The sequence below is a fragment of the Actinoallomurus sp. NPDC052274 genome, from assembly GCF_040679475.1.
Taxonomy (GTDB): Bacteria; Actinomycetota; Actinomycetes; order Streptosporangiales; family Streptosporangiaceae; genus Actinoallomurus; species Actinoallomurus liliacearum.
On record NZ_JBFAUT010000059.1, the window covers coordinates 39,246 to 58,188 of the forward strand.

The 18,943-nt window shown below is 69.4% G+C and carries 21 protein-coding genes and 2 pseudogenes; 8 read left to right on the forward strand and 15 right to left on the reverse strand.

Translation table 11 applies throughout. The annotated features are described in order from the left end of the window. Nucleotides 1-59: 59 nt before the first annotated feature. The gene (locus AB0K82_RS35715; protein WP_364405538.1) at nucleotides 60-704 is read left to right on the forward strand and encodes a cysteine hydrolase; all 645 of its coding nucleotides are present in this window, start codon (nucleotides 60-62) and stop codon (nucleotides 702-704) included. A 54-nt stretch (nucleotides 705-758) separates the two neighbouring features. On the opposite strand, the gene AB0K82_RS35720 is transcribed toward AB0K82_RS35715, so the two are convergent. Genes AB0K82_RS35720 through AB0K82_RS35735 form a run of 4 tightly spaced genes read right to left on the reverse strand, consistent with a single transcriptional unit; the run spans nucleotide 759 to nucleotide 6,236 of the window. Then, nucleotides 759-3,140, reverse strand: a complete 2,382-nt coding sequence (locus AB0K82_RS35720) for a bifunctional salicylyl-CoA 5-hydroxylase/oxidoreductase (RefSeq protein ID WP_364405540.1) — start codon at nucleotides 3,138-3,140, stop codon at nucleotides 759-761. Between the two features lie 11 nt (nucleotides 3,141-3,151). Then, complete coding sequence (locus AB0K82_RS35725; RefSeq protein ID WP_364405542.1) at nucleotides 3,152-4,810, reverse strand: AMP-binding protein; 1,659 nt, start codon at nucleotides 4,808-4,810, stop codon at nucleotides 3,152-3,154. Between the two features lie 41 nt (nucleotides 4,811-4,851). Beyond that, nucleotides 4,852-5,757: an acyl-CoA thioesterase domain-containing protein gene (locus tag AB0K82_RS35730; RefSeq protein ID WP_364405544.1), complete on the reverse strand. Its 906-nt coding sequence runs from the start codon at nucleotides 5,755-5,757 to the stop codon at nucleotides 4,852-4,854. Then, a complete protein-coding gene (locus tag AB0K82_RS35735) occupies nucleotides 5,754-6,236 on the reverse strand; it encodes a cupin domain-containing protein (RefSeq protein ID WP_364405546.1) in 483 nt (160 codons plus the stop codon). Before AB0K82_RS35735 ends, AB0K82_RS35730 begins: the two co-directional genes overlap by 4 nt. Before the next feature lie 203 nt (nucleotides 6,237-6,439). Between AB0K82_RS35735 and AB0K82_RS35740 the strand changes: the two genes are divergently transcribed. Both AB0K82_RS35740 and AB0K82_RS35745 read left to right on the forward strand, forming a co-directional pair. After that, on the forward strand, nucleotides 6,440-6,892 hold the full coding sequence (locus AB0K82_RS35740; RefSeq protein ID WP_364405548.1) for a RidA family protein: 453 nt from the start codon (nucleotides 6,440-6,442) through the stop codon (nucleotides 6,890-6,892). Continuing rightward, nucleotides 6,889-7,776, forward strand: a complete 888-nt coding sequence (locus AB0K82_RS35745; protein WP_364405549.1) for a fumarylacetoacetate hydrolase family protein — start codon at nucleotides 6,889-6,891, stop codon at nucleotides 7,774-7,776. The genes AB0K82_RS35740 and AB0K82_RS35745 overlap by 4 nt, the downstream gene beginning before the upstream one ends. 377 nt (nucleotides 7,777-8,153) lie before the next feature. Here the strand turns inward: AB0K82_RS35745 and AB0K82_RS35750 are convergent. Continuing rightward, nucleotides 8,154-8,237: pseudogene (locus tag AB0K82_RS35750) on the reverse strand (IS5/IS1182 family transposase); the annotation flags it as partial. 502 nt (nucleotides 8,238-8,739) lie between these two features. Here AB0K82_RS35750 and AB0K82_RS35755 point away from each other — a divergent pair. From AB0K82_RS35755 to AB0K82_RS35770, 4 genes are read left to right on the forward strand one after another with little or no spacing between them, the layout of a single operon-like run. Then, nucleotides 8,740-9,288, forward strand: coding sequence for a dihydrofolate reductase family protein (locus AB0K82_RS35755; RefSeq protein WP_364405551.1), 549 nt, complete (start codon nucleotides 8,740-8,742; stop codon nucleotides 9,286-9,288). Then, nucleotides 9,285-9,680, forward strand: coding sequence for a DUF1801 domain-containing protein (locus AB0K82_RS35760; protein WP_364405553.1), 396 nt, complete (start codon nucleotides 9,285-9,287; stop codon nucleotides 9,678-9,680). The genes AB0K82_RS35755 and AB0K82_RS35760 overlap by 4 nt, the downstream gene beginning before the upstream one ends. A gap of 32 nt (nucleotides 9,681-9,712) precedes the next feature. Next, a complete protein-coding gene (locus tag AB0K82_RS35765) occupies nucleotides 9,713-10,129 on the forward strand; it encodes a YciI family protein (protein WP_364405572.1) in 417 nt (138 codons plus the stop codon). Between the two features lie 2 nt (nucleotides 10,130-10,131). Continuing rightward, nucleotides 10,132-11,391 (forward strand): RNA polymerase sigma factor, encoded by a 1,260-nt coding sequence (locus AB0K82_RS35770; RefSeq protein WP_364405554.1) that lies wholly within the window; start codon nucleotides 10,132-10,134, stop codon nucleotides 11,389-11,391. 60 nt (nucleotides 11,392-11,451) lie between these two features. Here AB0K82_RS35770 and AB0K82_RS35775 read toward each other — a convergent pair. The 5 genes and pseudogenes from AB0K82_RS35775 to AB0K82_RS35795 form a co-directional block, all read right to left on the reverse strand. Then, nucleotides 11,452-11,688 (reverse strand): annotated as a pseudogene (locus tag AB0K82_RS35775) (integrase core domain-containing protein); the annotation flags it as partial. 37 nt (nucleotides 11,689-11,725) lie between these two features. Beyond that, a complete protein-coding gene (locus AB0K82_RS35780) occupies nucleotides 11,726-12,394 on the reverse strand; it encodes a response regulator transcription factor (RefSeq protein WP_364405556.1) in 669 nt (222 codons plus the stop codon). After that, nucleotides 12,391-13,623 carry a histidine kinase gene (locus AB0K82_RS35785; RefSeq protein ID WP_364405558.1) on the reverse strand — a complete coding sequence of 411 codons (1,233 nt, stop codon included), beginning with the start codon at nucleotides 13,621-13,623 and terminating at the stop codon, nucleotides 12,391-12,393. The genes AB0K82_RS35780 and AB0K82_RS35785 overlap by 4 nt, the downstream gene beginning before the upstream one ends. Further along, a complete protein-coding gene (locus tag AB0K82_RS35790) occupies nucleotides 13,571-14,191 on the reverse strand; it encodes a DUF1453 domain-containing protein (RefSeq protein WP_364405560.1) in 621 nt (206 codons plus the stop codon). The genes AB0K82_RS35785 and AB0K82_RS35790 overlap by 53 nt, the downstream gene beginning before the upstream one ends. 244 nt (nucleotides 14,192-14,435) lie before the next feature. Next, on the reverse strand, nucleotides 14,436-15,023 hold the full coding sequence (locus tag AB0K82_RS35795) for a hypothetical protein (RefSeq protein WP_364405561.1): 588 nt from the start codon (nucleotides 15,021-15,023) through the stop codon (nucleotides 14,436-14,438). Between the two features lie 853 nt (nucleotides 15,024-15,876). Between AB0K82_RS35795 and AB0K82_RS35800 the strand changes: the two genes are divergently transcribed. Then, nucleotides 15,877-16,212: an integrase core domain-containing protein gene (locus AB0K82_RS35800; RefSeq protein ID WP_364405563.1), complete on the forward strand. Its 336-nt coding sequence runs from the start codon at nucleotides 15,877-15,879 to the stop codon at nucleotides 16,210-16,212. On the opposite strand, the gene AB0K82_RS35805 is transcribed toward AB0K82_RS35800, so the two are convergent. The 5 genes from AB0K82_RS35805 to AB0K82_RS35825 form a co-directional block, all read right to left on the reverse strand. Next, nucleotides 16,097-16,891: an SDR family NAD(P)-dependent oxidoreductase gene (locus tag AB0K82_RS35805; protein ID WP_364405565.1), complete on the reverse strand. Its 795-nt coding sequence runs from the start codon at nucleotides 16,889-16,891 to the stop codon at nucleotides 16,097-16,099. The two genes, AB0K82_RS35800 and AB0K82_RS35805, sit on opposite strands and share 116 nt — an antisense overlap. A gap of 100 nt (nucleotides 16,892-16,991) precedes the next feature. Continuing rightward, entirely contained in the window at nucleotides 16,992-17,171 is a 180-nt protein-coding gene (locus tag AB0K82_RS35810; RefSeq protein WP_364405567.1) for a hypothetical protein, read from the reverse strand. Next, nucleotides 17,168-17,506 carry an MFS transporter gene (locus AB0K82_RS35815; RefSeq protein ID WP_364405569.1) on the reverse strand — a complete coding sequence of 113 codons (339 nt, stop codon included), beginning with the start codon at nucleotides 17,504-17,506 and terminating at the stop codon, nucleotides 17,168-17,170. Before AB0K82_RS35815 ends, AB0K82_RS35810 begins: the two co-directional genes overlap by 4 nt. A gap of 249 nt (nucleotides 17,507-17,755) precedes the next feature. Beyond that, nucleotides 17,756-18,412 (reverse strand): type 1 glutamine amidotransferase domain-containing protein, encoded by a 657-nt coding sequence (locus tag AB0K82_RS35820; RefSeq protein ID WP_364405574.1) that lies wholly within the window; start codon nucleotides 18,410-18,412, stop codon nucleotides 17,756-17,758. Nucleotides 18,413-18,726: 314 nt separating this feature from the next. Beyond that, the coding region (locus tag AB0K82_RS35825) for a hypothetical protein (protein ID WP_364405570.1) at nucleotides 18,727-18,943 on the reverse strand (217 nt) is incomplete at its 5' end.

Sequence of the window (18,943 nt, forward strand, 5' to 3'; positions counted from 1 at the left end):
TCTCCGTGACGATCGTCATATTTACGACATTAAGGCTGGAACCAAGGAGGACAGCCGCCGTGGGCTATCACGTCAGCCGGATCGATCCGGCACGAACCGCGCTCATCGTCGTGGACGTCCAGAACGACTTCGTCGCTCCCGGGGCACCGCTCGAGTCACCCGCCGGCAGGGCGATGCTGCCGACGCTGAAGAGCACCCTCGATTTCTGCCGCGACACCGGAATCTTCGTGGTCTACACGACCCACGTTCACCGGGCGGACGGGACCGACATGGGACGCTACGCCGACCTCTACCCGCCGATCGCCCAGCGCGGCGCGCTGATCGACGGCACTCCGGGGACGGAGGTCCATCCGGCCGTCGCTCCCCTACCGGGCGAACCGGTTATCAAGAAACATCGCTACAGCGGATTCCACGGCACCGACCTGGAGATCGTCCTGCGCGGCAGGGGCATCACCACCGTGGCCGTCACCGGAGTGACCACGGAGGACTGCGTGCACGCCACCGCACGCGACGCGATGTTCCGGGACTTCTGGACGCTGGTCCTCGCCGACTCCTGTGCCACCTACGACCACCCGGACCTCGGGTGGGGGGCCATGACCGCCGAGGAGGTCCACCGCGCCTCGCTGGTCGTGCTCGCCCAGTCGACCGCCGACGTCGTCACCAGTGAGGAGTTCATGCTCCGCGCGAAGGCCGGGATGTCCTAGGGCCGGGGTCAGGCGGCCGTGGGCGGCCCGGACGAGGTCCGGGCCGCCCACGGATCAGGAGACGGGTGCCGGGTCCCGGTGCGGGGTCCAGCGCAGGTGGACGTTCTGGTCGGTGGTGTCGGTACGCAGGAGAGACAGACGGGGGCGTACCGCGTCGGTGCGCGCGGTCGGCGGCTTGCGGCGACCTGCCGCGAACTGCACGGGCCATTCCGCGGCCGCGCCTCGGTACTCCTGCTCGGCCGCCGCGTGCAGCGTCCAGTGCGGGTCATAGAGATGCGTACGACCGACGGCGCACAGGTCGGCGCGCCCGGCCAGCAGGATCGAGTTCACGTCGTCGTAGGAGGCGATGGCGCCGACGGCGATGACGGCCGTGCCGGTGGCGGCCGCGACCTCCTGCCGGACACGGTCGGCGAACGGGGTCTGGTACGAACGGCCGAACGCGGGACGCTCGTCCTTGGTGACCTGGCCCGACGAGACGTCGATGGCGTCGGCCCCGTGGGCGATGAAGGCCCGGGCGATCTCGACGGCGTCCTTCTCGGTGTTGCCGTCCGGAGCCCAGTCCGTCGCGGATATCCGCACGCTCATCGGCCGCTCGGCGGGCCAGGCGGCACGTACCGCGTCGAACACCTCCAAGGGAAAGCGGAGGCGGTTCTCGAGGGAGCCGCCGTACTCATCGGCGCGGTGGTTGGAGAGGGGCGACAGGAAGGAGGACAGCAGGTAGCCGTGCGCGCAGTGCAGCTCGAGCAGGTCGAATCCGGCTTCGGCACCGCGACGGCCGGCCGCGACGAAGTCCGCGACGATCTCGTCCATGTCGGCGCGGGTGACCTCGCGCGGAACGGGCGAGCCCGGACCGTACGGCAGCGGTGACGGGCCGACGACCTCCCAGTTTCCCCGCTCCAGCGGGTCGTCCACACCCTCCCACATCAGCCTGGTCGACCCCTTCCTGCCGGAATGGCCGAGCTGAAGACCCATGCGGGCGGTGGTCCGGTCGTGCACGAAGGACACGATCCGGGCCCAGGAGTCACGCTGCTCGTCGGTCCACAGACCCGTGCAGCCGGGGGTGATCCGGCCGTCCGGCGAGACGCAGACCATCTCGGTCATCACCAGTCCCGCCCCGCCCATGGCCTTGGAACCGAGGTGGACGAGATGGAAGTCGCCGGGCATGCCGTCGACGGCGGAGTACATGTCCATCGGGGAGACGACGACCCGGTTCTTCAGCTCCAGCCGCCCCAGCCGGAAGGGCTGGAACATCGCCGGCGCGACGCCGTCCAGGCCCTGCGAGGCGGCGAAGGCGGCGTCGACGCGGTCGGCGAAATCCCGGTCGCGGGTGCGCAGATTGTCGTAGGTGATGCGGCGCGACCGGGTCAGCAGGTTGAAGCAGAACTGGGTCGGCTCCTGGTGAACGTACATGCCGATGTTCTCGAACCACTCCAGGGATGCCTGGGCCGCCCGCTGGGTGGATTCGACGACGGGTCGTCGCTCACTCTCGTAGGCCGTCAGCGCGGCCTCGGCATCCCGGTTCTCGTGCAGGCAGGCCGCGAGGGCGAGCGCGTCCTCCATGGCGAGCTTGGTGCCCGACCCGATCGAGAAGTGCGCGGTGTGCGCCGCGTCGCCGATGAGAACGAGGTTGCCGTGATGCCACCGTTCGTTGCGCACGGTGGTGAAGTTCAGCCACTTGGAGTTGTTGGCGAAGACCTGGTGACCGCCGAGCTCATCGGCGAACAGCTCCCGGAGCCGCTCGATGGCCTGCTCGTCGGAGACGCCCGGCGGGAACTCGACTCCCTCGGTGACGTCGAAACCGGCACGACGCCAGACGTCCTCGCGCATCTCGACGATGAAGGTGGAGCCGCCGTCGGAGTAGGGGTAGCCGTGGACCTGCATGGTCCCCCACTCGGTCTGCTTGATGAAGAACTGGAAGGCTTCGAAGACCCGATCCGTGCCGAGCCACATGTACTTGTTGGGCCGCCGGTCCAGCGTGGGGCGGAACACGTCCGCGTAAGCCTGCCTGACCTGCGAATTGAGCCCGTCGGCGCCGACCACCAGATCGTAGGACGCGATGAGGTCGCCGACGGCGGGGGCGAGCGTGGAGAAGTGCGTGACGACGCCGAGACCGCGGCAGCGCTCCTGCAGCAGGCGCAACAGTTCCTTGCGGCTCATGGCGGCGAAGCCCTGCCCGCCGACGGTATGGCTTTCTCCCCGGAAGTGGATGTCGATGTCGGTCCACCGGGCGAACCGCCTCGCCATGGCGTCGGCGAACTCCGTGTCGGCGCTCTCGATGCCGCCGAGCGTCTCATCCGAGAACACCACGCCGAAGCCGAACGTGTCGTCCGGGGCGTTCCGCTCCCAGACGGTGATGTCATGGCCGGGGTCGAGCTGTTTCATCAAGGCGGCGAAGTACAGGCCGCCGGGGCCACCGCCGACAATCGCGATCTTCACGGAAGTTCCTCTCACTGCTCGGCGACAGGCATGGCGGCCTGCTCGTCGTCGATGACCCCGCGCAGAGCGAAACGCTGGAGTTTGCCGCTGCTGTTGCGCGGCAGCGAGTCGCAGAACCGCACGTCGCGCGGGTACTTGTAGGGGGCCAGGACCCGCTTGACGTGATCCTGGATCTCCTTCGCCTTGGCCGCGTCGCCGACCACGCCGTCCCGAAGCACGACGAAGGCGCACACGACGGAGCCGCGCTGCGCGTCGGGACGGCCGACGACACCGGACTCCAGCACGTCGGGATGGGTGTCGATGGCGGCCTCGACCTCGGGCCCGCCGATGTTGTAGCCGGACGAGACGATCATGTTGTCGCTGCGGGCCTGGTAGAAGAAGTAACCGTCCTCATCCCGGTAGAAGACGTCGCCGGTGACGTTCCAGCCGTCGACGACGTAGTCCGTCTGGCGGGCGGAGTCCAGATAGCGACAACCGACCGGGCCGATGACGGCGAGCCGTCCGTACTCACCGGGTCCGAGCTCTTCGCCGTCCGGGCCGAGGATCGTGGCGCGGTAGCCGGGCACCGGCCTCCCGGTGGCGCCGGGCCGAATGTCGTCACCGGCGGCCGCGATGAAGATGTGCAGCATCTCGGTGGCGCCGATGCCATCGATGACCCGCAGCCCGAGCCTGTCGCGTAGCCCCTCCCAAGTGGCCCGTGGAAGGTGTTCGCCGGCCGACACACCGGTCCGCAGCCCGGCCAGCTTCTGCTCCTGGCCGTCACGCAGGATCGCCTTGAAGGCCGTCGGAGCGGTCGCGAGCACCGTGACGCCGTGTCGCTGGACGATGTCGGCGAGCTGCGGCGGGGTGGCGGACTCGGTCAGCAGCGCGCAGGCGCCGGCCAGCAGCGGGAAGACCATGAGCATGCCGAGACCGAACGTGAACGCGAGGGGCGCGGAGCAGGCGACCGTGTCGTCCGGGGTCAGCCCGAGCACCGGGCGGCCGAAGGTGCGGTCGATGGACAGCAGATCACGGTGGAAATGCATGGTGATCTTCGGGACGCCGGTGCTGCCGGACGTCGGCCCCAGGAGTGCGACGTCGTCCGCGGCGGTCGCCACGTCGCTGAATCGCCCGGACTTGACCAGGGCACGTTCGACGAGGTCGTCCGCGCCGGCGCCTCCGTACTCCACGACCGTCATGGACGGCAGCGTCGTGTCCTTGACGACGTGGACGTCCTCGGCGAACCGGTGGTCCACCAGCGCGATGGACGGCCGGGTCCGTTCGACGATCGGCGTCACCTCGCGGGCGCGCAGCGCGGCCATGGTGGTCACGACGACGCCTCCGGCCTTGAGCACGCCGAGCCAGGCAGCGACGGTCCACGGGTTGTTCGGGGAGCGCAGCAGCACGCGCTGTCCGGAGACCAGGCCCAGGTCCTCGGTGAGCACCTGGGCGACCTGGTTCGCCCGTGTCCGCAACAGGCCGTAGGACCAGATCTCCCCGTCCGGCGTACGAAGCGCCGGCCGGTCGGCTCCGAACGTCGCGACCGCCTTGTCGATGAGCTCTGTGGCGGCGTTGAGCCGGTCCGGATACCGCAGCTCCGGCAAGGTGAACTCGAGCGTCGGCCACAGATGCGCCGGCGGCAGGTGGTCGCGGGTGAAGGTGTCCAGGTGGGCTGATGGCGAAAGAGACAATGAGGATGCCTTCCGGGAGCCGCCGGCGAGGGGACGACGGGTCAAACGGCGCGGATCATGCCCTCCTGGGCAACGGTGGCGAGGTGCCGGCGATCGCGGGTGAAGAAGCGGCCGGTGCCGAGACCGCGGCCCGTGTCGGCGGCGACCGCTTCCTGGACGTAGAGGAGCCAGTCGTCGACCGGTCCGGGCCGGTGGAACCACATGGCGTGGTCGAGACTGGCGGTGATCAGGCCGGGCCGGGCCCAGGGCAGGTCGAGCACACGCAGCACGGGCTCGAGGATGGTGTAGTCGCAGACATAGGCGAGCGCGGCCATGTCCCGCTGCGGGTCGCTCAGGCCCTCGACCGGCCGGAGCGGGTCGAACGGCTTGATCCACACCGCCTGGTGCGGCGTCCGCCGCCCCTCGATGGTCAGGTAGACCGGCCCGGGCAGATGTCGCATGTCGAAGCTGCGGCCGCCGGACCAGTATGCCTTGGACTCATCGGTCATCGTGCCGCCGGTCCGGTGCGCGAGGTACGTCGCGGAGCTGGGCAGCTCCTCCGGATCGGGGACGTCCTCGGGCGGCTCGGCCTGGAACGTCCCGCCGGGCTCACCGGCGGCGAAGTTGGCCAGGCAGACGTAGATCGGCTTGCCGTGCTGATAAGCGCGTACCTGCCGGGTGCTGTAGCCACGGCCGTCGCGGAGCAGCTCCACCTCGTAGCGCACCTGCGCCCCGATGTCGGCCGGGCGCAGGAAATAGCCGTGCATCGAGTGCAGCGTCTTGCCGTCGGTCACCGACCGCATGGCCGCGGCCGCGGCCTGGGCGACCAGATCACCGCCATAGGCCTTCGGCCAGGGGCAGGGCTGGGTGGTGGCGGTGAAGGCGACGTCGAAGTGCTCGGTCTCCGCGGGCGTCAGCGTGACGGCGGCGGTGAAGACCGCCGAGGTCTCCAGGGCCTGAGTCGTCATCGGTTCAGCCAGTCCCGCAGGTCGGTGTCGGCGACGTCGGGCAGGTTGACGACGATGTTCTCCGGCGTACGGGTGGTCATCCACACCAGAGGCCTGGTGCGCGAGAGATTGCACTCGACGTGCGGCATGAACGGCGGCACGAAGACCCAGTCGCCCTCCTCCATGTCGACGTAGTCCTCGAACTCGTCGCCGAAGTAGATGCGCGCCCGCCCCGACAGGACGTAGCCGCCGGTCTCGGCCTCGCCGTGGTGGTGCGAGACCGACCGGTAGCCCGGCTCGTTGCTGACCTTGCCGAACCACAGCTTCGTGGCCGGGGTGTGCTGGATGCTGACCCCCGAGATCCGCACCGCTCCACCGGAGTCGGCCGTACCGGTGTCCTCCAGTCCGCCGCGCGTCACCACGGGTTGGACGAGGCCGCTCGGCAGCCGATACATCGAGTTGTCACCCTCGAGGCGGTACTTGCTGAAGTCGGGCTCCATCGGAAGGGCTCCGTTTCAATCGCGTGGGGGGAGGCGCCGGCCGGTCGAGGTGCGAGACCGGTGCCAGGGACGGCTGTCGGCGGATCGCTGTGTCGGAGCGTGCTTGTGAACGTTCGACATGTCGTATTTTTCACGACCGTCATTTATTGTCAATACTGCTCCGCGGACGAACCGGAGCCCGACCCATCCCAACGGGAGGCCGTATGACGCCCGCCGCCGTGAACCCGAGCGCCCTTCCGGCGCCAAGCGGGTACTCGCATGGAACCCTCACCGGAAACACGCTCTACCTGGGCGGACAGACCGCCCTGGACGCCGACATGAAGATCGTTCCCGGCGGCATCGTCGAGCAGTTCCGCCAGGCGTTCGGCAACGTGCTGACCACGCTCCGCGCGGTGGGGGGCGAACCCGAGGACCTGGTGAGCATCACCCTCTACCTCACCGACATCCCCGACTACCAGGCTCACGGCAAGGAGATCGGCCGGGTCTGGCGCGAGCTCGCGGGTCCCGTCTACCCGGCCATGGCCGGGATCGGCTGCACCGCCCTGTGGCAGCCGGAGGCCATGATCGAGATCCTGGGCGTGGCCGTGATCCCGGAACACCGGCTCGTACCGCCGGCGCCGCTCCCCGGACCGGGCCCTGATGGGCCGCGGAGATGAGACTCGCCTCCGTCACCGTCGACGGCACACGGCGAGCCGGCGCCGTGAACGAGGCCGAAGGCATGGTGGCACTGCTGCCCGCCGCCATCGGCACGGTCGACGACATCGTGCGCGGCGGCCCGGCGGCCCTCGACGCGGTACGGGCGGCGCTCGCCGACGCCCACCCCGTGCCGCTCCGCGAAGTACGCCTGGAGTCGCCCCTGCACCGCTTCAACCGCGACATCCTGTGCACCGGGTGGAACTACTGGGACCATTTCGAGGAGTCCCAGGGCAAGCGAGAAGGCCAGGACCCGCCCCAGCGTCCGGAGCACCCCACGTTCTTCACCAAGGGCCCTGGCACCGTCATCGGACCTGCCGACGAGATCGCCTACGACCCCGAGCTGTCCGCCAAGTGGGACTACGAGGCCGAGATCGCCCTCGTCATCGGCCGCGACGGCCGGTCGATCCCGGAGGAGAAGGCGCTCGAGCACGTCTTCGGCTACCTCGTGGCCAACGACGTATCCCAGCGCGATCTGCAGCGGGCGCACGGCGGCCAGTGGCTCAAGGGCAAGAGCATCGACGGCACGATGCCGCTCGGCCCGTGGCTCACGACCGCCGACGAGATCGACGATCTCGAGGGCCTGCGGGTGCAGTGTGAGGTCAACGGCGTTCTGCTGCAGAACGCCTCCAGCGCTCAGATGGCCTTCTCGTTCGCCCAGGTCATCGCCGAGCTGAGCCGGGGCATGACCCTGCGCGCCGGGGACGTGGTCCTCACCGGTACGCCGAGCGGGATCGGCAGCGCGCGCCAGCCGCAGATCTTCCTGAAAGACGGCGATGTGATCGTCACCCGAGTCAGCCGACTGGGCGAGTTGCGGAACGAAGTGCGACGGGTCCGGCTGACCTGACGTGTCCCGGGGAGGGGCTCGGGACGGCTTCCGTATCGAGTGCCGGCTCAGCGGCGCAGGGCGGTCTCCCGCTCCACCCGCGACGACCTCTCGGGATTGCGCACGGCGTAGAGCCCGGTGATGATGCCATCGTCGATGCGCACCGCGATGACGGTGCCGACCTCGCTGTCGAGTCGGAGAATCAGCGCCGGGTGGCCGTTGACCTGCGCCAGCCGCAGCGACGGCGCAGCGCCGAACCCGAGCCCGTGGAAGCCGACGCAACACCGCGGCGTCTTCACCGGCTCACGCCGGCCGACCGGGCGCACGTGCGCGACGTGCGCGCCGGCTGGCGGCCCGACGCCCCGGTTAAGCAGGGTGGCCGGGTCGGTGATGCCCTGGTAGGAGAGGGCGGTCTTGTCATAGCGGGTGGCGATGGCGCGGTATTGCTTGAGGCGGGCGAAGCAGCGTTCGACGACGTTGCGCGGGCCCGGGTCGGGCTCATACGGCATGCGCGGGTAGGCGCACAACATCACCAGCGCGGCAAGGCCGCCGGCCCCGGCGACCGTGCCCACCACGAGCTTCAGCACATCCAGCAGATCCCCGACCCACAGCGCCGGGTGCCGGGCCAGGTGCGGATATCCCAGCACCGCCAGCGCCACAACGGTCACCGCCGTGAGCCCCACCGCCACGCTGAGACCGGCGACGGTCAACTCCCAGCCGATCGGCCATAGACCGGCCGCGGTCTCCCGCTCCCGGCGCGGCTCCAGCTCCCCGCGGCGAAGCCCACCGGTCATGAGGTGCCTGCCTGACCACGCCGTCCTCGCTGCTGGCGGCACGGTGACCGGGCTCCGCGCGTTTTCACTGGCCGTCGGTAGCGTGACCGATCCGAAGTTCTCTCATGCCGGTGTCGAAAACGCGGGCCCCCGTTCGAAGACCGGGTGTCAGGGCTGCCGAGCCCGATCACTTCATCATTGGAGGACTGCCATGCGCAGGATCATCGCTTCGACCTACACGACGCTCGACGGCTACATCGACAACCCGCACGAGTGGTCGCTCCAGTACAACGACGAGGGAGCTCAGAACTACGCTTTCGAGCTCATCCTCGGTGCCGACGCGCTGCTGCTCGGCCGTGTCACCTACGAGGGCATGGCTCAGGCGTGGCCGAACATGGGCGGCAATCCCTACGCCGACCACGTCAACTCGATCGCCAAGTACGTCGTGGCCTCCGAGCCGGTTGACATCGCTACGTGGGGACCGTCGACCGTGGTCCCCGGGGACAAGTTGGTCGAGACAGTCGGCCAGCTCAAGCAGCAGGACGGCGCCGACATCATCATCTGGGGCAGCGGTCGGCTCACCGATGATCTCGCCGCGGCCGGCCTGCTCCACGAGTACCGCATCTGGCTCTACCCCGTGATCAAGGGCCACGGCCAGCCGCTCTTCCGGCCGGAGAGCACCGGTCCGGTCGAGTTGGTCGATACGGTCACCTTCGACTCGGGCGTCGTCGTGCTCACCTATCGCCCGGCTGCGGCATGACCGGCGCGACGAGACGAGCGTTGATCGAACACTTGAAGGTGGACCGGATGAACGACGACGTAACGGCCTACATCGAGAAGACGAAGCCCTGGCAGGCTCAGGTGTGTACGAGGCTGCGGGAGATGATGCACCGTACCATTCCCGGGGTCGAGGAAGCGTTCCAGTACGGAAAGCCCCACTTCGTTCGCGATGGCCGTCACTCGGCGGTGATCCACGTCGCGCGGGACAAGGTCTCGTTCATGGTGTTCGACGCGGTCGGCGTCGAGGCCGTGCCGGGACTTCTTCGGCCGCTCGGCAACGGTGAGCGGAAGGCCGTCGACATCCGTGAAGCCGACGAGGTCGACTACGACCTCCTCGCCGACATCCTGCGCCGTACCAGCGGCGCGCGCTGACCGACAAGGAAGGAGACCGCATCGTGCGCGTCATGGTGATGACGAAGGGGACCGGCGCTGATGAGAGCCAAGGCCAGCCGTCCCAGGAGATGTTCGAGAAGATGCAGGCCTACAACGAACAACTCGTCAAAGCCGGCATCCTGCTCGCCGGGGAAGGTCTGAAGCCCAGCGACGCCGGGGCCCAGGTGGTCTTTACGGCGGGAGAGACCTCGGTGGTCGACGGGCCGTTCACGGAGTCGAAGGAGATCATCGCCGGGTACTGGATCTGGGAGGTCAGCTCGCTCGCGGAGGCCGTGGAGTGGGCCAGGCGGTGCCCCTTCGACCCTCGATACGGCGCAACGCAGATACTTGAGATCCGGCCGTTCTTCGACATGGCGGACTTCGCCGAGGTCGTCGACTCCCAGACGCTTGCGAAGGGCCAGGAGCTCATCGAGCGGGGCGATGCCTGATCATGGATGTCCGCCAGTCGATCGAGGCGGTGTGGCGGATCGAGTCGCCACAGATCATCGCCACGCTCGCCCGGCAGATCGGAGATGTCGCGATAGCGGAGGACCTCGCCTCCGAGGCGTTCGTGGCCGCCCTCGAACAGTGGCCCCGCGACGGCATCCCGCCGCGGCCGGGCGCGTGGCTGATGTCCACCGCCCGGCACAAGGCGATCGACCGTGCCCGCCGGGAGGAGGCCGGTCGTTGCAAGGCGGCGCTGCTCGCGGCCGACCTGGACGACCGGACACCGGACGCCGCCGAGCAAGCGCTCGACCCGATTCCCGACGACTTGCTCACGCTCATCTTCATCGCCTGCCACCCGGTACTCTCGCCCGAGTCCCGGGTGGCGCTCACTCTGCGCCTGGTCGCGGGTCTGACCACCGAGGAGATCGCCCACGCCTTCCTCGTCCCTTCCGCCACGCTCGGCCAACGCATCTCGCGGGCGAAGCGCACACTGTCCGAAGCGCGCGTTCCCTTCGAATCCCCGCAGCCCGCGGAACTGCCGGCGCGGGTCAGCGCGGTACTCGAAGTCGTCTACCTCGTCTTCAACGAGGGCTACACAGCGACCTCCGGCGAGAGGTGGGTACGACGAGACCTGGCCTTGGAAGCGATGCGGCTCGGACGGGTACTCGCGGGGCTGCTGCCGCGTGAACCCGAGGTTTTCGGGCTGGTCGCGCTCATGGAACTGCAGGCCTCGCGGTTCCCCACCCGTACCGATGCGGACGGCGCGCCGGTGCTGCTCGAACACCAGGACCGGACCCGCTGGGACCGTACGCTTATCACCCACGGTCTCGCCATGCTCGACCAGGCGACCGGTCTGCGCCGCCCACTCGGGCCCTACACACTCCAGGCCGCCATCGCCGCGTACCACGCCCGGGCAGCCACCTTCGCCGACACTGACTGGGCCGCCATCGTCGCGCTCTACGACGCTCTCGCCCACCTGACCCCGTCTCCCGTGATCGAGCTCAACCGGGCGGTGGCGCTGCTCTACACCGACGGGCCAGAGGCCGCGCTGGCGGCGGCCGACTCCCTCCGGGAGGATCGAAGGCTCGCCCGGTACCACCTGCTCGGTGCGGTCCGGGGCGACATCCTTCTCCGCCTCGGCCGGAACACCGAGGCGGCCGAAGAACTGGAGCGCGCCGCCCAACTCGCGCCCACCCGGCATGAGCGCAGGCTCCTGCTCGAACGAATGGCTCAAGCACTCGCCGATCGTCCCGTAGATCGCTGACCCCGCGCACTCAGCTCAGTCCGCGGATATCACGAGAATGCGGGAGCTAGATGTACTCGGTCATGAGGTCGGTGTCAGTCGGCTGATGGGTGCCTTGTGGCCGAGGGCTGAGTGCGGTCGGGTGGTGTTGTAGTGCTCGAGCCGGGGTGTGAGGGCCTGGGTGCGCTGGTCGTTGCTGATGTAGGGCCGCCGGTAGGCCCATTCGGTGGCGAGAGTGCGGTTGAGACGTTCGGCTTTGCCGTTGGTCCACGGGCAGTGCGGGCGGGTGAACTCTTGGCGGGCTCCCAGGTCGGCACATGCCTGCTGGAAGGCGTGGCTGATCCGGCAAGTACACCTAGCGCCGGTCGCCAGGGTGCCGGCGACGCAGGGCGTAGCGGACGGCGTCGGCGCGGGAGTGGAAACCGGCCTTGGCGAACAGGTTGTTGATGTGCGTCTTCACCGTGGCCTCGCTGATCACCAGTTTCGCGGCGATCTCCGGGTTGCGCAGGCCCTCGCCGATCAAGCCGAGGATCTCGTGTTCCCGGGGGGTCAGGTCGATGCCGTCGTCCTGCGGCGCTATGGCCGGCACGGGCCGAGAGGCCAGCGCGAGCAGGCGCCCCTGGACCTCGGGGGCGAGCACGGTCTGGCCCTGGGCGGCGGTTCGGACGGCGTGCAGGATCGTGTTCCGGTCGGAGTCCTTGGTCAGGTAGCCGCTGGCACCGGCGCGCAGGGCGGCCAGGATCGACTCGTCGTCGTCGAACGTCGTCAGCACGAGGATGGCGGTGTCCGGCCGGGTCCCGTGAATCCGTTCGGTCGCCTCCACACCGCCCATGACCGGCATGTTGAGGTCCATGAGCAGCACGTCCGGACGGTGTCGTCCGGCCGCCTCGACGGCTTGCGCGCCGTTGGTCGCGGTGGCCACGACGGTCACGTCGGCGGCGAGATCGAGCATCACCGCGAGCGCCTCGCGAACGGTCGCCTGGTCGTCGACGACCACCAGGCTGATCGGGTTATTCTCGGTCATCGGGGTAGCTCCAGTTCCACGGTCCAGCCGCCCTCGGGCGTCGGCCCGGCGTGCAGGGTTCCGCCGAGCAGGGCGGCGCGTTCGCGTAGGCCGACGAGGCCGACCCCGGTGCCGCCGGCCAGATCGGCGCGCGGGGGCTCGGTGGCCGGTCCGTTGCGCACGGTCAGGGTGATGCGGTCGGCGGTGAAGGCGAGGCACAGGGCGCGCTCCGCGCCCGGAGCGTACTTGGCCGCGTTGGTCAGCGCCTCCTGCGCCGCCCGGACCATCGTGTGCGCCGTCTCGGCGGCCACCGGGCCCACCTCGCCGGTGAGCGCGAAGGGGACCTCACCGTGTTCGGCGAGCCGGCGCAGGGTGTCGGGCAGCGGCAGGGTGTCCTCACGCAGCGCGTGCACGGCGCGGCGGGTCTCGCTGATGCTGTCGACGGCGAGCCCGCGGGCCTTGCGGATGGCCGCCGTGGCCTCCTCCTGGCGGCCGCTGTCGCGCAGCGCGTCGGCCATGTCCAGTTGCAGCGCGATCCCGGACAGCGAATGGCCGAGCACGTCGTGGATCTCGCGGGCGATGCGGCCACGTTCGATCAGCGCCGCCTCGCGTGCTTCGGACTCCCTGGCGCGCTGGGCCTGTTCGGCCGCGCGTCGCGCACTGCGCAGGGCTTCGAGCCGGTCTCGATGCGACATGCCGATGTAGACGGGCAGGCCGACGGTCAGCGTGAGCCACCACGGCCACTGCTCCGAGCCCGGTGCCAGCAGCCCGTCGAGCCAGGTCGCGGCGGCCGCGACGACGGAACCGGCCACGGCGACCCCGATGGCGGCCGTGCGCGAGGCGAGCTTGGCACCCGCCGTGGAGGCCGCGACGAACGGGAACAGCGACGTGGTGGCCGTATGGTGCGCGAGCGGCAGCAACAGGGAGCCGAGCAGCATGTAGACGGTCGCCGCGGCGAGTCGCGAACGGCCGGTCAGCCGGGTCCACGGCAACAGCGTGCCGACCGCGGCGATCGAGGTGAGGACGAACAGCGGCACCGCGACCGCAGGCCACAGGATCTGCTTTTGCGGCCACTGGACGACGGCGACGGCGAGCGCGGCGAGCGTGACGAACGGCCGGATCAGCTCGTCCCGGAAGAGCTCGGGTCGGGCCGGCGGCCGTTCTTCCGGCGTGGTCATGGTTCCGTGGATCCGATCGTCATCGACGGCGGTCGCGAAGCCGGTGGGGCCGAGTGTTCCGTCCGGCCCCACGGCGGTCATCGTAGGGGGCGTCGTCACGGTCGTTCAGCCCGCGCCGCAGGTCGTCCAGGAACGGCGACATCCGGTGCGGGGTGCCGTCCTGGCCCTGGGCCCACATCACCGCGTGGTCGGCGCGCAACGCGCGGTAGAGCACCACGAGACCTTCGGCGAGGATGCCCAGCCCGAGGGGGAACAGCAGGCTGTCGCCGACCGCGCCGGCGTCCTTCGGGTCCGCCACGGCGAGCCCGGCGTTCGCGCCGAACTTGATCAACAGGTTCACCGCCCACAACACGACCGTGATCCAGGTGTACCGGACGAAGGCCAGGCCGTCACGCCCGGAGACGCGCACGCTCACACCGCGCAACAACCCGAGGACGACGCTGATCGCTACTGTCGCGACCAGGAACAGCAGTGACACGGGGGTCTTGGCCTGCGAGGCCACGTCGGACAACCCGATCACGCTCAGCACGGCCGGCAGGACCAGCATCCGTTTGGCCTGCGCGGGCTCCCCCAGCACGCGCCGGACCAGCACGTAGCCGACCGCGGCCACGATCAACACGATCTCAACGGGACCGCTCATCTGGATCGCCTCCACTCGGACGTCGTTCCGTTGCGATGGAAATTACGGCCGACCGGCATCGCCGTCGTGCGGCGAGCGCCGTATCTCCGGGTGGAGAACCGTCTGCACCCGGGGTGGACGCACGCCGCGGGCGACACGACCCGCCGGGTCATCGGCAGGGATCGTGTGGACGGCGGCGCCGCCCACACGACGGCGCTATTCGGCGACGACATCGGCCGGGTACGGCACCGCGCCGCCGCGGCCGTCATTCACCGGCCACCGGAACGCTCTCGGTGGTGGCGACGGGGGCCGCCTTCCGGGCACGGACCTTCTTGACGTACTGGTGGGTGAAGGTCGCCGGGACGCCGAACGCGAGCACCTGAATGACGGCACGGATCACCTGACTGGTGCCGGTCGCCTCGCAGACGAGCGTGGCGGCCGCGCCGAACGTGAAGCTGATCGCCCAGACCCGCGCGATGACCGTGCTGGTGTGCCGGAAACGCGGGGTGCGCCAGATCTCGGGCGGGGTGCGGCGCTTGGCGATGCCGAGCGTGAAGGGCTGCCGCACCAGCAGGCTTACCCCGGCGATCAGCGCCAGCCACATCGACGACAGCCCACTCTCGTAGTTCAGCAGCGGCGAGTGCGGATCGGCGAAGGCCACTGCGGTCAGCATGCCGAAGTAGGCGATCGTGCCGAAGTCGAGGATCTGCGCGTCCGCGGCCACCCCCGCCCGGCGGTCCTTCACCAGGAAGTATGTGGTCATCACGAGCGCGACCAGCGCTGCCCGCTGGGAGCCGAAAAGCGATACCGCGTCGAACGTGATCCAGGGGAGAAAGCCTCGCAGATAGCCCACGGATCTTAGTCCTTTCATTCGCGACGAACTCGGGGATGCCCGAGAACTCCATCGCCCATGAAGTTACGGAGCCGACCGATGGGCTGTCGTGCGGCGTCCGCCGTATTCACGGGTGGAGGATTCTCCACCCGGGCTACGGTTTCCGTCGCACGACACGCCGACGACACAGGTCGTAGCGTTGGAGGCGACCAGATAAAGGTCGGTTCGGCTACAGCCGAAGCTGTTTAACCGAGTATCGAATAAGATGAATGCGAGGTCGTCGTGCACATCGTTGTCGACCTGAATCGCTGCCAAAGCTACGGGCAGCGCGTGTTCGCCGCACCGGAGGTGTTCTGTTCCCGAGGCGAGGAATCGTTGGAATACGACCACGCGCGCAGCGGGCGCACGGCGTCGACCTGCGGGTGCGCACCACGGTGCGGCGACTGGAGGCGGACACGTCCGGCCGGCTGTGCCGGGCCGGGCTGTCCGACGGGACCGCGCTGGGCGTGCGGGTCGCGGTGGTGGCGACCGGCTCGGTGCGCAACCCCAGCCGACGTGGCCGACCGGCGATCCTCTCCGCGCTCACGCGGACTACTGCCACGAAGCCACCGACGCCGGCTGTTCGTCACGCCACGGACGCTTCTGCGCTGGCACGCCGACCCGGTGAAGCGGCGCTGGACCCACCCCCAAGCGCGAGCCGGGACGGCCACCGACCCGGCCGACCGTCCGGGCCCCTGGTGCGGTTGGCGGCCGACGCTCCGGCGACTTCCGATTCTTGATCAGAGATCGGGACAGCAAGTTCCACCGGACTGTTCGATGAGGTGTTCAGGGCCGAGAAGATCCGTGTGGGCTGACTGCTCCACAGGTCCCTCGGATGAGCGCGATCGTGGAGCGGTGGTCAGGCAGCGTACGCCGCGAACTCCTCGGCCGGATCCCCATCATGAACGTCCGGCACCTGCGCGAGGTCCTCGCCGAGTACGAGACCCATTGCAACACCCATCGTCCGCACCGGGCCCTGAACCAGGCGAGCCCGCTGCGAGCACTGCCCGAACCGGTCGATGCCGACCTCAAGGTCACCACTCTCGGCATCCTGTTCACAGATCCTTCAGCAGGTCCCGCGTCAGCTCGCCGAGGCGTCGGCGGTACTCCGGATCGTAGGCCTCCTCGGATGCTCGTGCCTCCTTCTCGATTTCGAAGTAGCGTCCGGTGACGTCGGCGAGTTCGGGCGCGTCCACCAGGCGCCGAGTGGCCGCCACTCCCGTTTCCAGGGAGTCGACGATCTCCATGCCGGATCTCTTGGACATGGCCGTCGGCATGTACAACGCCGGATGCAGGCTGTTCACTGTGACACCGGTTCCCACGAGCTCTTCGGCCAGGTCGTACGTGTGGCTGATGAGGGCGAGCTTGGACCGGCAGTAGGCGGCGACGTCGGTGTATCCGCGTTCCTGGTGCGGGTCGTCGAAATCGATCGGCTGTTGACCGACCGAGGCGATGTTGACGATCCGCGAGGGGGCGCCCCGGCGTAGTAGTGGCAGCAGCTTGCGGGTGAGCAGCACGGGTGCGAGGTAGTTGACTGCCAGGCGCAATTCGTAGCCGTCCGCCGACAATTCCCGTGTGGTGCCGTTGGCGTGAAATCCGACACCCGCGTTGTTGACGAGCACGTCCAACCGGTCGTACGAGCCAGCGATCTCGGCGGCGAGAGAGCCGACCTCGGCGAGCGATGAGAAATCCGCTCGGAACGTCTCGCCACCGGTGGCGTCGGCGACCTCCCGGAGGCGCTGGGCGTTGCGTCCGTGCAGCAGCAGCCGGTGCCGCCCGCTCGCTGCGAGGTCATCGGCCAGGGCACGGCCGAGTCCGTCCGAAGCTCCTGTGATCAGGATCAGTGCCATCTGTCTCTCTCAGAGTTGAGTGAATCGACGGGGAATGGATGTTCGGGATGCTCAGCCGCAGGAGGTACCACCGCAGCAGAGCCATGGAATGGCTGGGGCGTTACGCGGCGCCGCCGCGTACCGTCTCGGGTTCCGGGACGCAGCGGGTGCCGAGTTCATGCGGCGCGCTCGGGCGGGCGGTGGTCAACCCGACCAGGGCCACGACCACTACGAGGACCAGCGCGCCTCCGGAGAGGGAGAACCCGAGCGTGAACCGGCCTTCGGGCGGCAGGACGATCACCCGGGGGCGAGGTTCTTCGCCGGCTTGACGATGAGCAGCGTCCCGATCAAGGCACTGGAGACGGAGCTGCCGACGGAGCGGAAAACAGAGTTGATCCCGTTGGCGATGCCGGTCCGGCTCGCGGGCACCGCGCCGAGCAAGACGGCGGGGAGGGCGGCGAAACCGAAGGCGACGGCGACGCCGACGACCATGCCTGCCGCGACGACCGAGCCGGTCGTATGGTGCGCGACGGCGAGCAGGATGAAGCCGACCACTCCGCACGCGGCGCCTGAGGCGAGCGTCCGGCGTGTCCCGATCCGGCGGACCAACGCCCCGCCGGCCTGCGCGGCGATCAAGGAGCCCCCCGCGCGGTGATCAGCCAGGTCAGCGTGGTGCTGATGGCCGCCAGTACCGACCCGGCCAGCGTGAGCACCAGCACCCCTATGAGCGTGGGTCTGGTGCGGTGCTGGTCGCCGAATCGGCCGAGCAGGGGCGTGCAGATGGCGGCGGAGAGCAGAGTGGCCGTGGTGACCCAACTCGCGCCGGCATGCGCCGTACACGGGGCGATGGTCGGGATCGCCCCGCCTAGGCGAGGTGACTTCGGATCAGCCCAGCGTCTTGACCAGTTCGGCGGCAAGCGGGGCGGAGGAGGCAGGGTTCTGCCCGGTATGCACGTTGCGGTCGGCCACCACGTTCGGCGCCCACGGCTCGCCTGCGGAGAACCGCACGCCCATAGCGACCAGCCGGTCCTCCAACACCCACTTCGCCTTCTCGGCGAGACCGGTCTGGACTTCCTCTGCTCTGGTGAAGCCGGTGACCCGGTAGCCGGTGAACGGCGAAGAGCCGTCCGAGCGCTCGGTGGCCAGCAAGGCCGCCACACCGTGACAGACCACACCCAGCGGCTTGCCGGCCTCCAGCGTCGCGGTCAGCAACCGGGCCGAGTCGGCGTTGGACGCCAGGTCCTCCATCGGGCCGTGGCCACCGGGGTAGAAGACCGCCGCGTAGTCGGCCACGTCGGCCTCTTCGATATCGATCGGCTTGCGAACCTCGGCAATGGCGTCCAGGGCGGCGATCATCGCGTCGGAGCCCTCCCGGCCTCCGTTGACCTCGGGCGCAAGGCTGGCCCGGTCCACTGTGGGCACGACTCCGCCAGGGGTGGCGACGACGACGTCGTACCCGGCCTCGGCGAACGCACGGTACGGGGCGACGAACTCCTCAGCCCAGTAGCCGGTCGGGTGACGGGTACCGTCGGCAAGCGTCAGATCACGGGCCCCGTGCCGGAGGGGCGGCCGTTCCGTCGCGGATCCGGCCGCCCTCTCCCGTCACGGAATGGCCAGCGCCTCGGTCGGGGCGAGGCGCGCTGCGCGTACGGCGGGCCAGAGCCCGGCGATGGCACCGATGGCCGCGGTGACCCGCGCGGATCTGTCCACGGGCGGCCCCCAGCGCACGGCGCAACCCGATCTCGGCCCGTGGACGACGGGCGGCTGACCGACGCTCAGGGCCGTACGGTGGACTTCCGCAACACGGCGCTGATCATGACGTCGCCACATCGGCTCGGACCTGCTGCTGGAGGGCGTCAACTCCCGAGGGCGAGCTCGAACCCCCGGTCCGCGACACCGTCCTCAAGACCATGCAGAGCCACTTTCGGCCCGACTTCCTCCACCGCATCGACGACATCGTGCTGTTCCGGCCGCTCGACCGCCGGCCTTGGCCGGGCGGTCGATGACATGGCGGGCGGCTCAGCGCGGCTGCCCGTTCGGATGCAGAACGACTTTCGTCCAGCCGGGGTCCCG

Excerpts from the sequence above, each read along its gene's own strand:
- AB0K82_RS35730 (WP_364405544.1), bottom strand. The coding sequence starts at position 5,757 with ATGACGACTCAGGCCCTGGAGACCTCGGCGGTCTTCACCGCCGCCGTC.
- AB0K82_RS35735 (WP_364405546.1), bottom strand. The coding sequence starts at position 6,236 with ATGGAGCCCGACTTCAGCAAGTACCGCCTCGAGGGTGACAACTCGATG.
- AB0K82_RS35740 (WP_364405548.1), top strand. The coding sequence starts at position 6,440 with ATGACGCCCGCCGCCGTGAACCCGAGCGCCCTTCCGGCGCCAAGCGGG.
- AB0K82_RS35745 (WP_364405549.1), top strand. The coding sequence starts at position 6,889 with ATGAGACTCGCCTCCGTCACCGTCGACGGCACACGGCGAGCCGGCGCC.
- AB0K82_RS35755 (WP_364405551.1), top strand. The coding sequence starts at position 8,740 with ATGCGCAGGATCATCGCTTCGACCTACACGACGCTCGACGGCTACATC.
- AB0K82_RS35760 (WP_364405553.1), top strand. The coding sequence starts at position 9,285 with ATGACCGGCGCGACGAGACGAGCGTTGATCGAACACTTGAAGGTGGAC.
- AB0K82_RS35765 (WP_364405572.1), top strand. The coding sequence starts at position 9,713 with ATGGTGATGACGAAGGGGACCGGCGCTGATGAGAGCCAAGGCCAGCCG.
- AB0K82_RS35770 (WP_364405554.1), top strand. The coding sequence starts at position 10,132 with ATGGATGTCCGCCAGTCGATCGAGGCGGTGTGGCGGATCGAGTCGCCA.
- AB0K82_RS35780 (WP_364405556.1), bottom strand. The coding sequence starts at position 12,394 with ATGACCGAGAATAACCCGATCAGCCTGGTGGTCGTCGACGACCAGGCG.
- AB0K82_RS35790 (WP_364405560.1), bottom strand. The coding sequence starts at position 14,191 with ATGAGCGGTCCCGTTGAGATCGTGTTGATCGTGGCCGCGGTCGGCTAC.
- AB0K82_RS35800 (WP_364405563.1), top strand. The coding sequence starts at position 15,877 with ATGAGCGCGATCGTGGAGCGGTGGTCAGGCAGCGTACGCCGCGAACTC.
- AB0K82_RS35805 (WP_364405565.1), bottom strand. The coding sequence starts at position 16,891 with ATGGCACTGATCCTGATCACAGGAGCTTCGGACGGACTCGGCCGTGCC.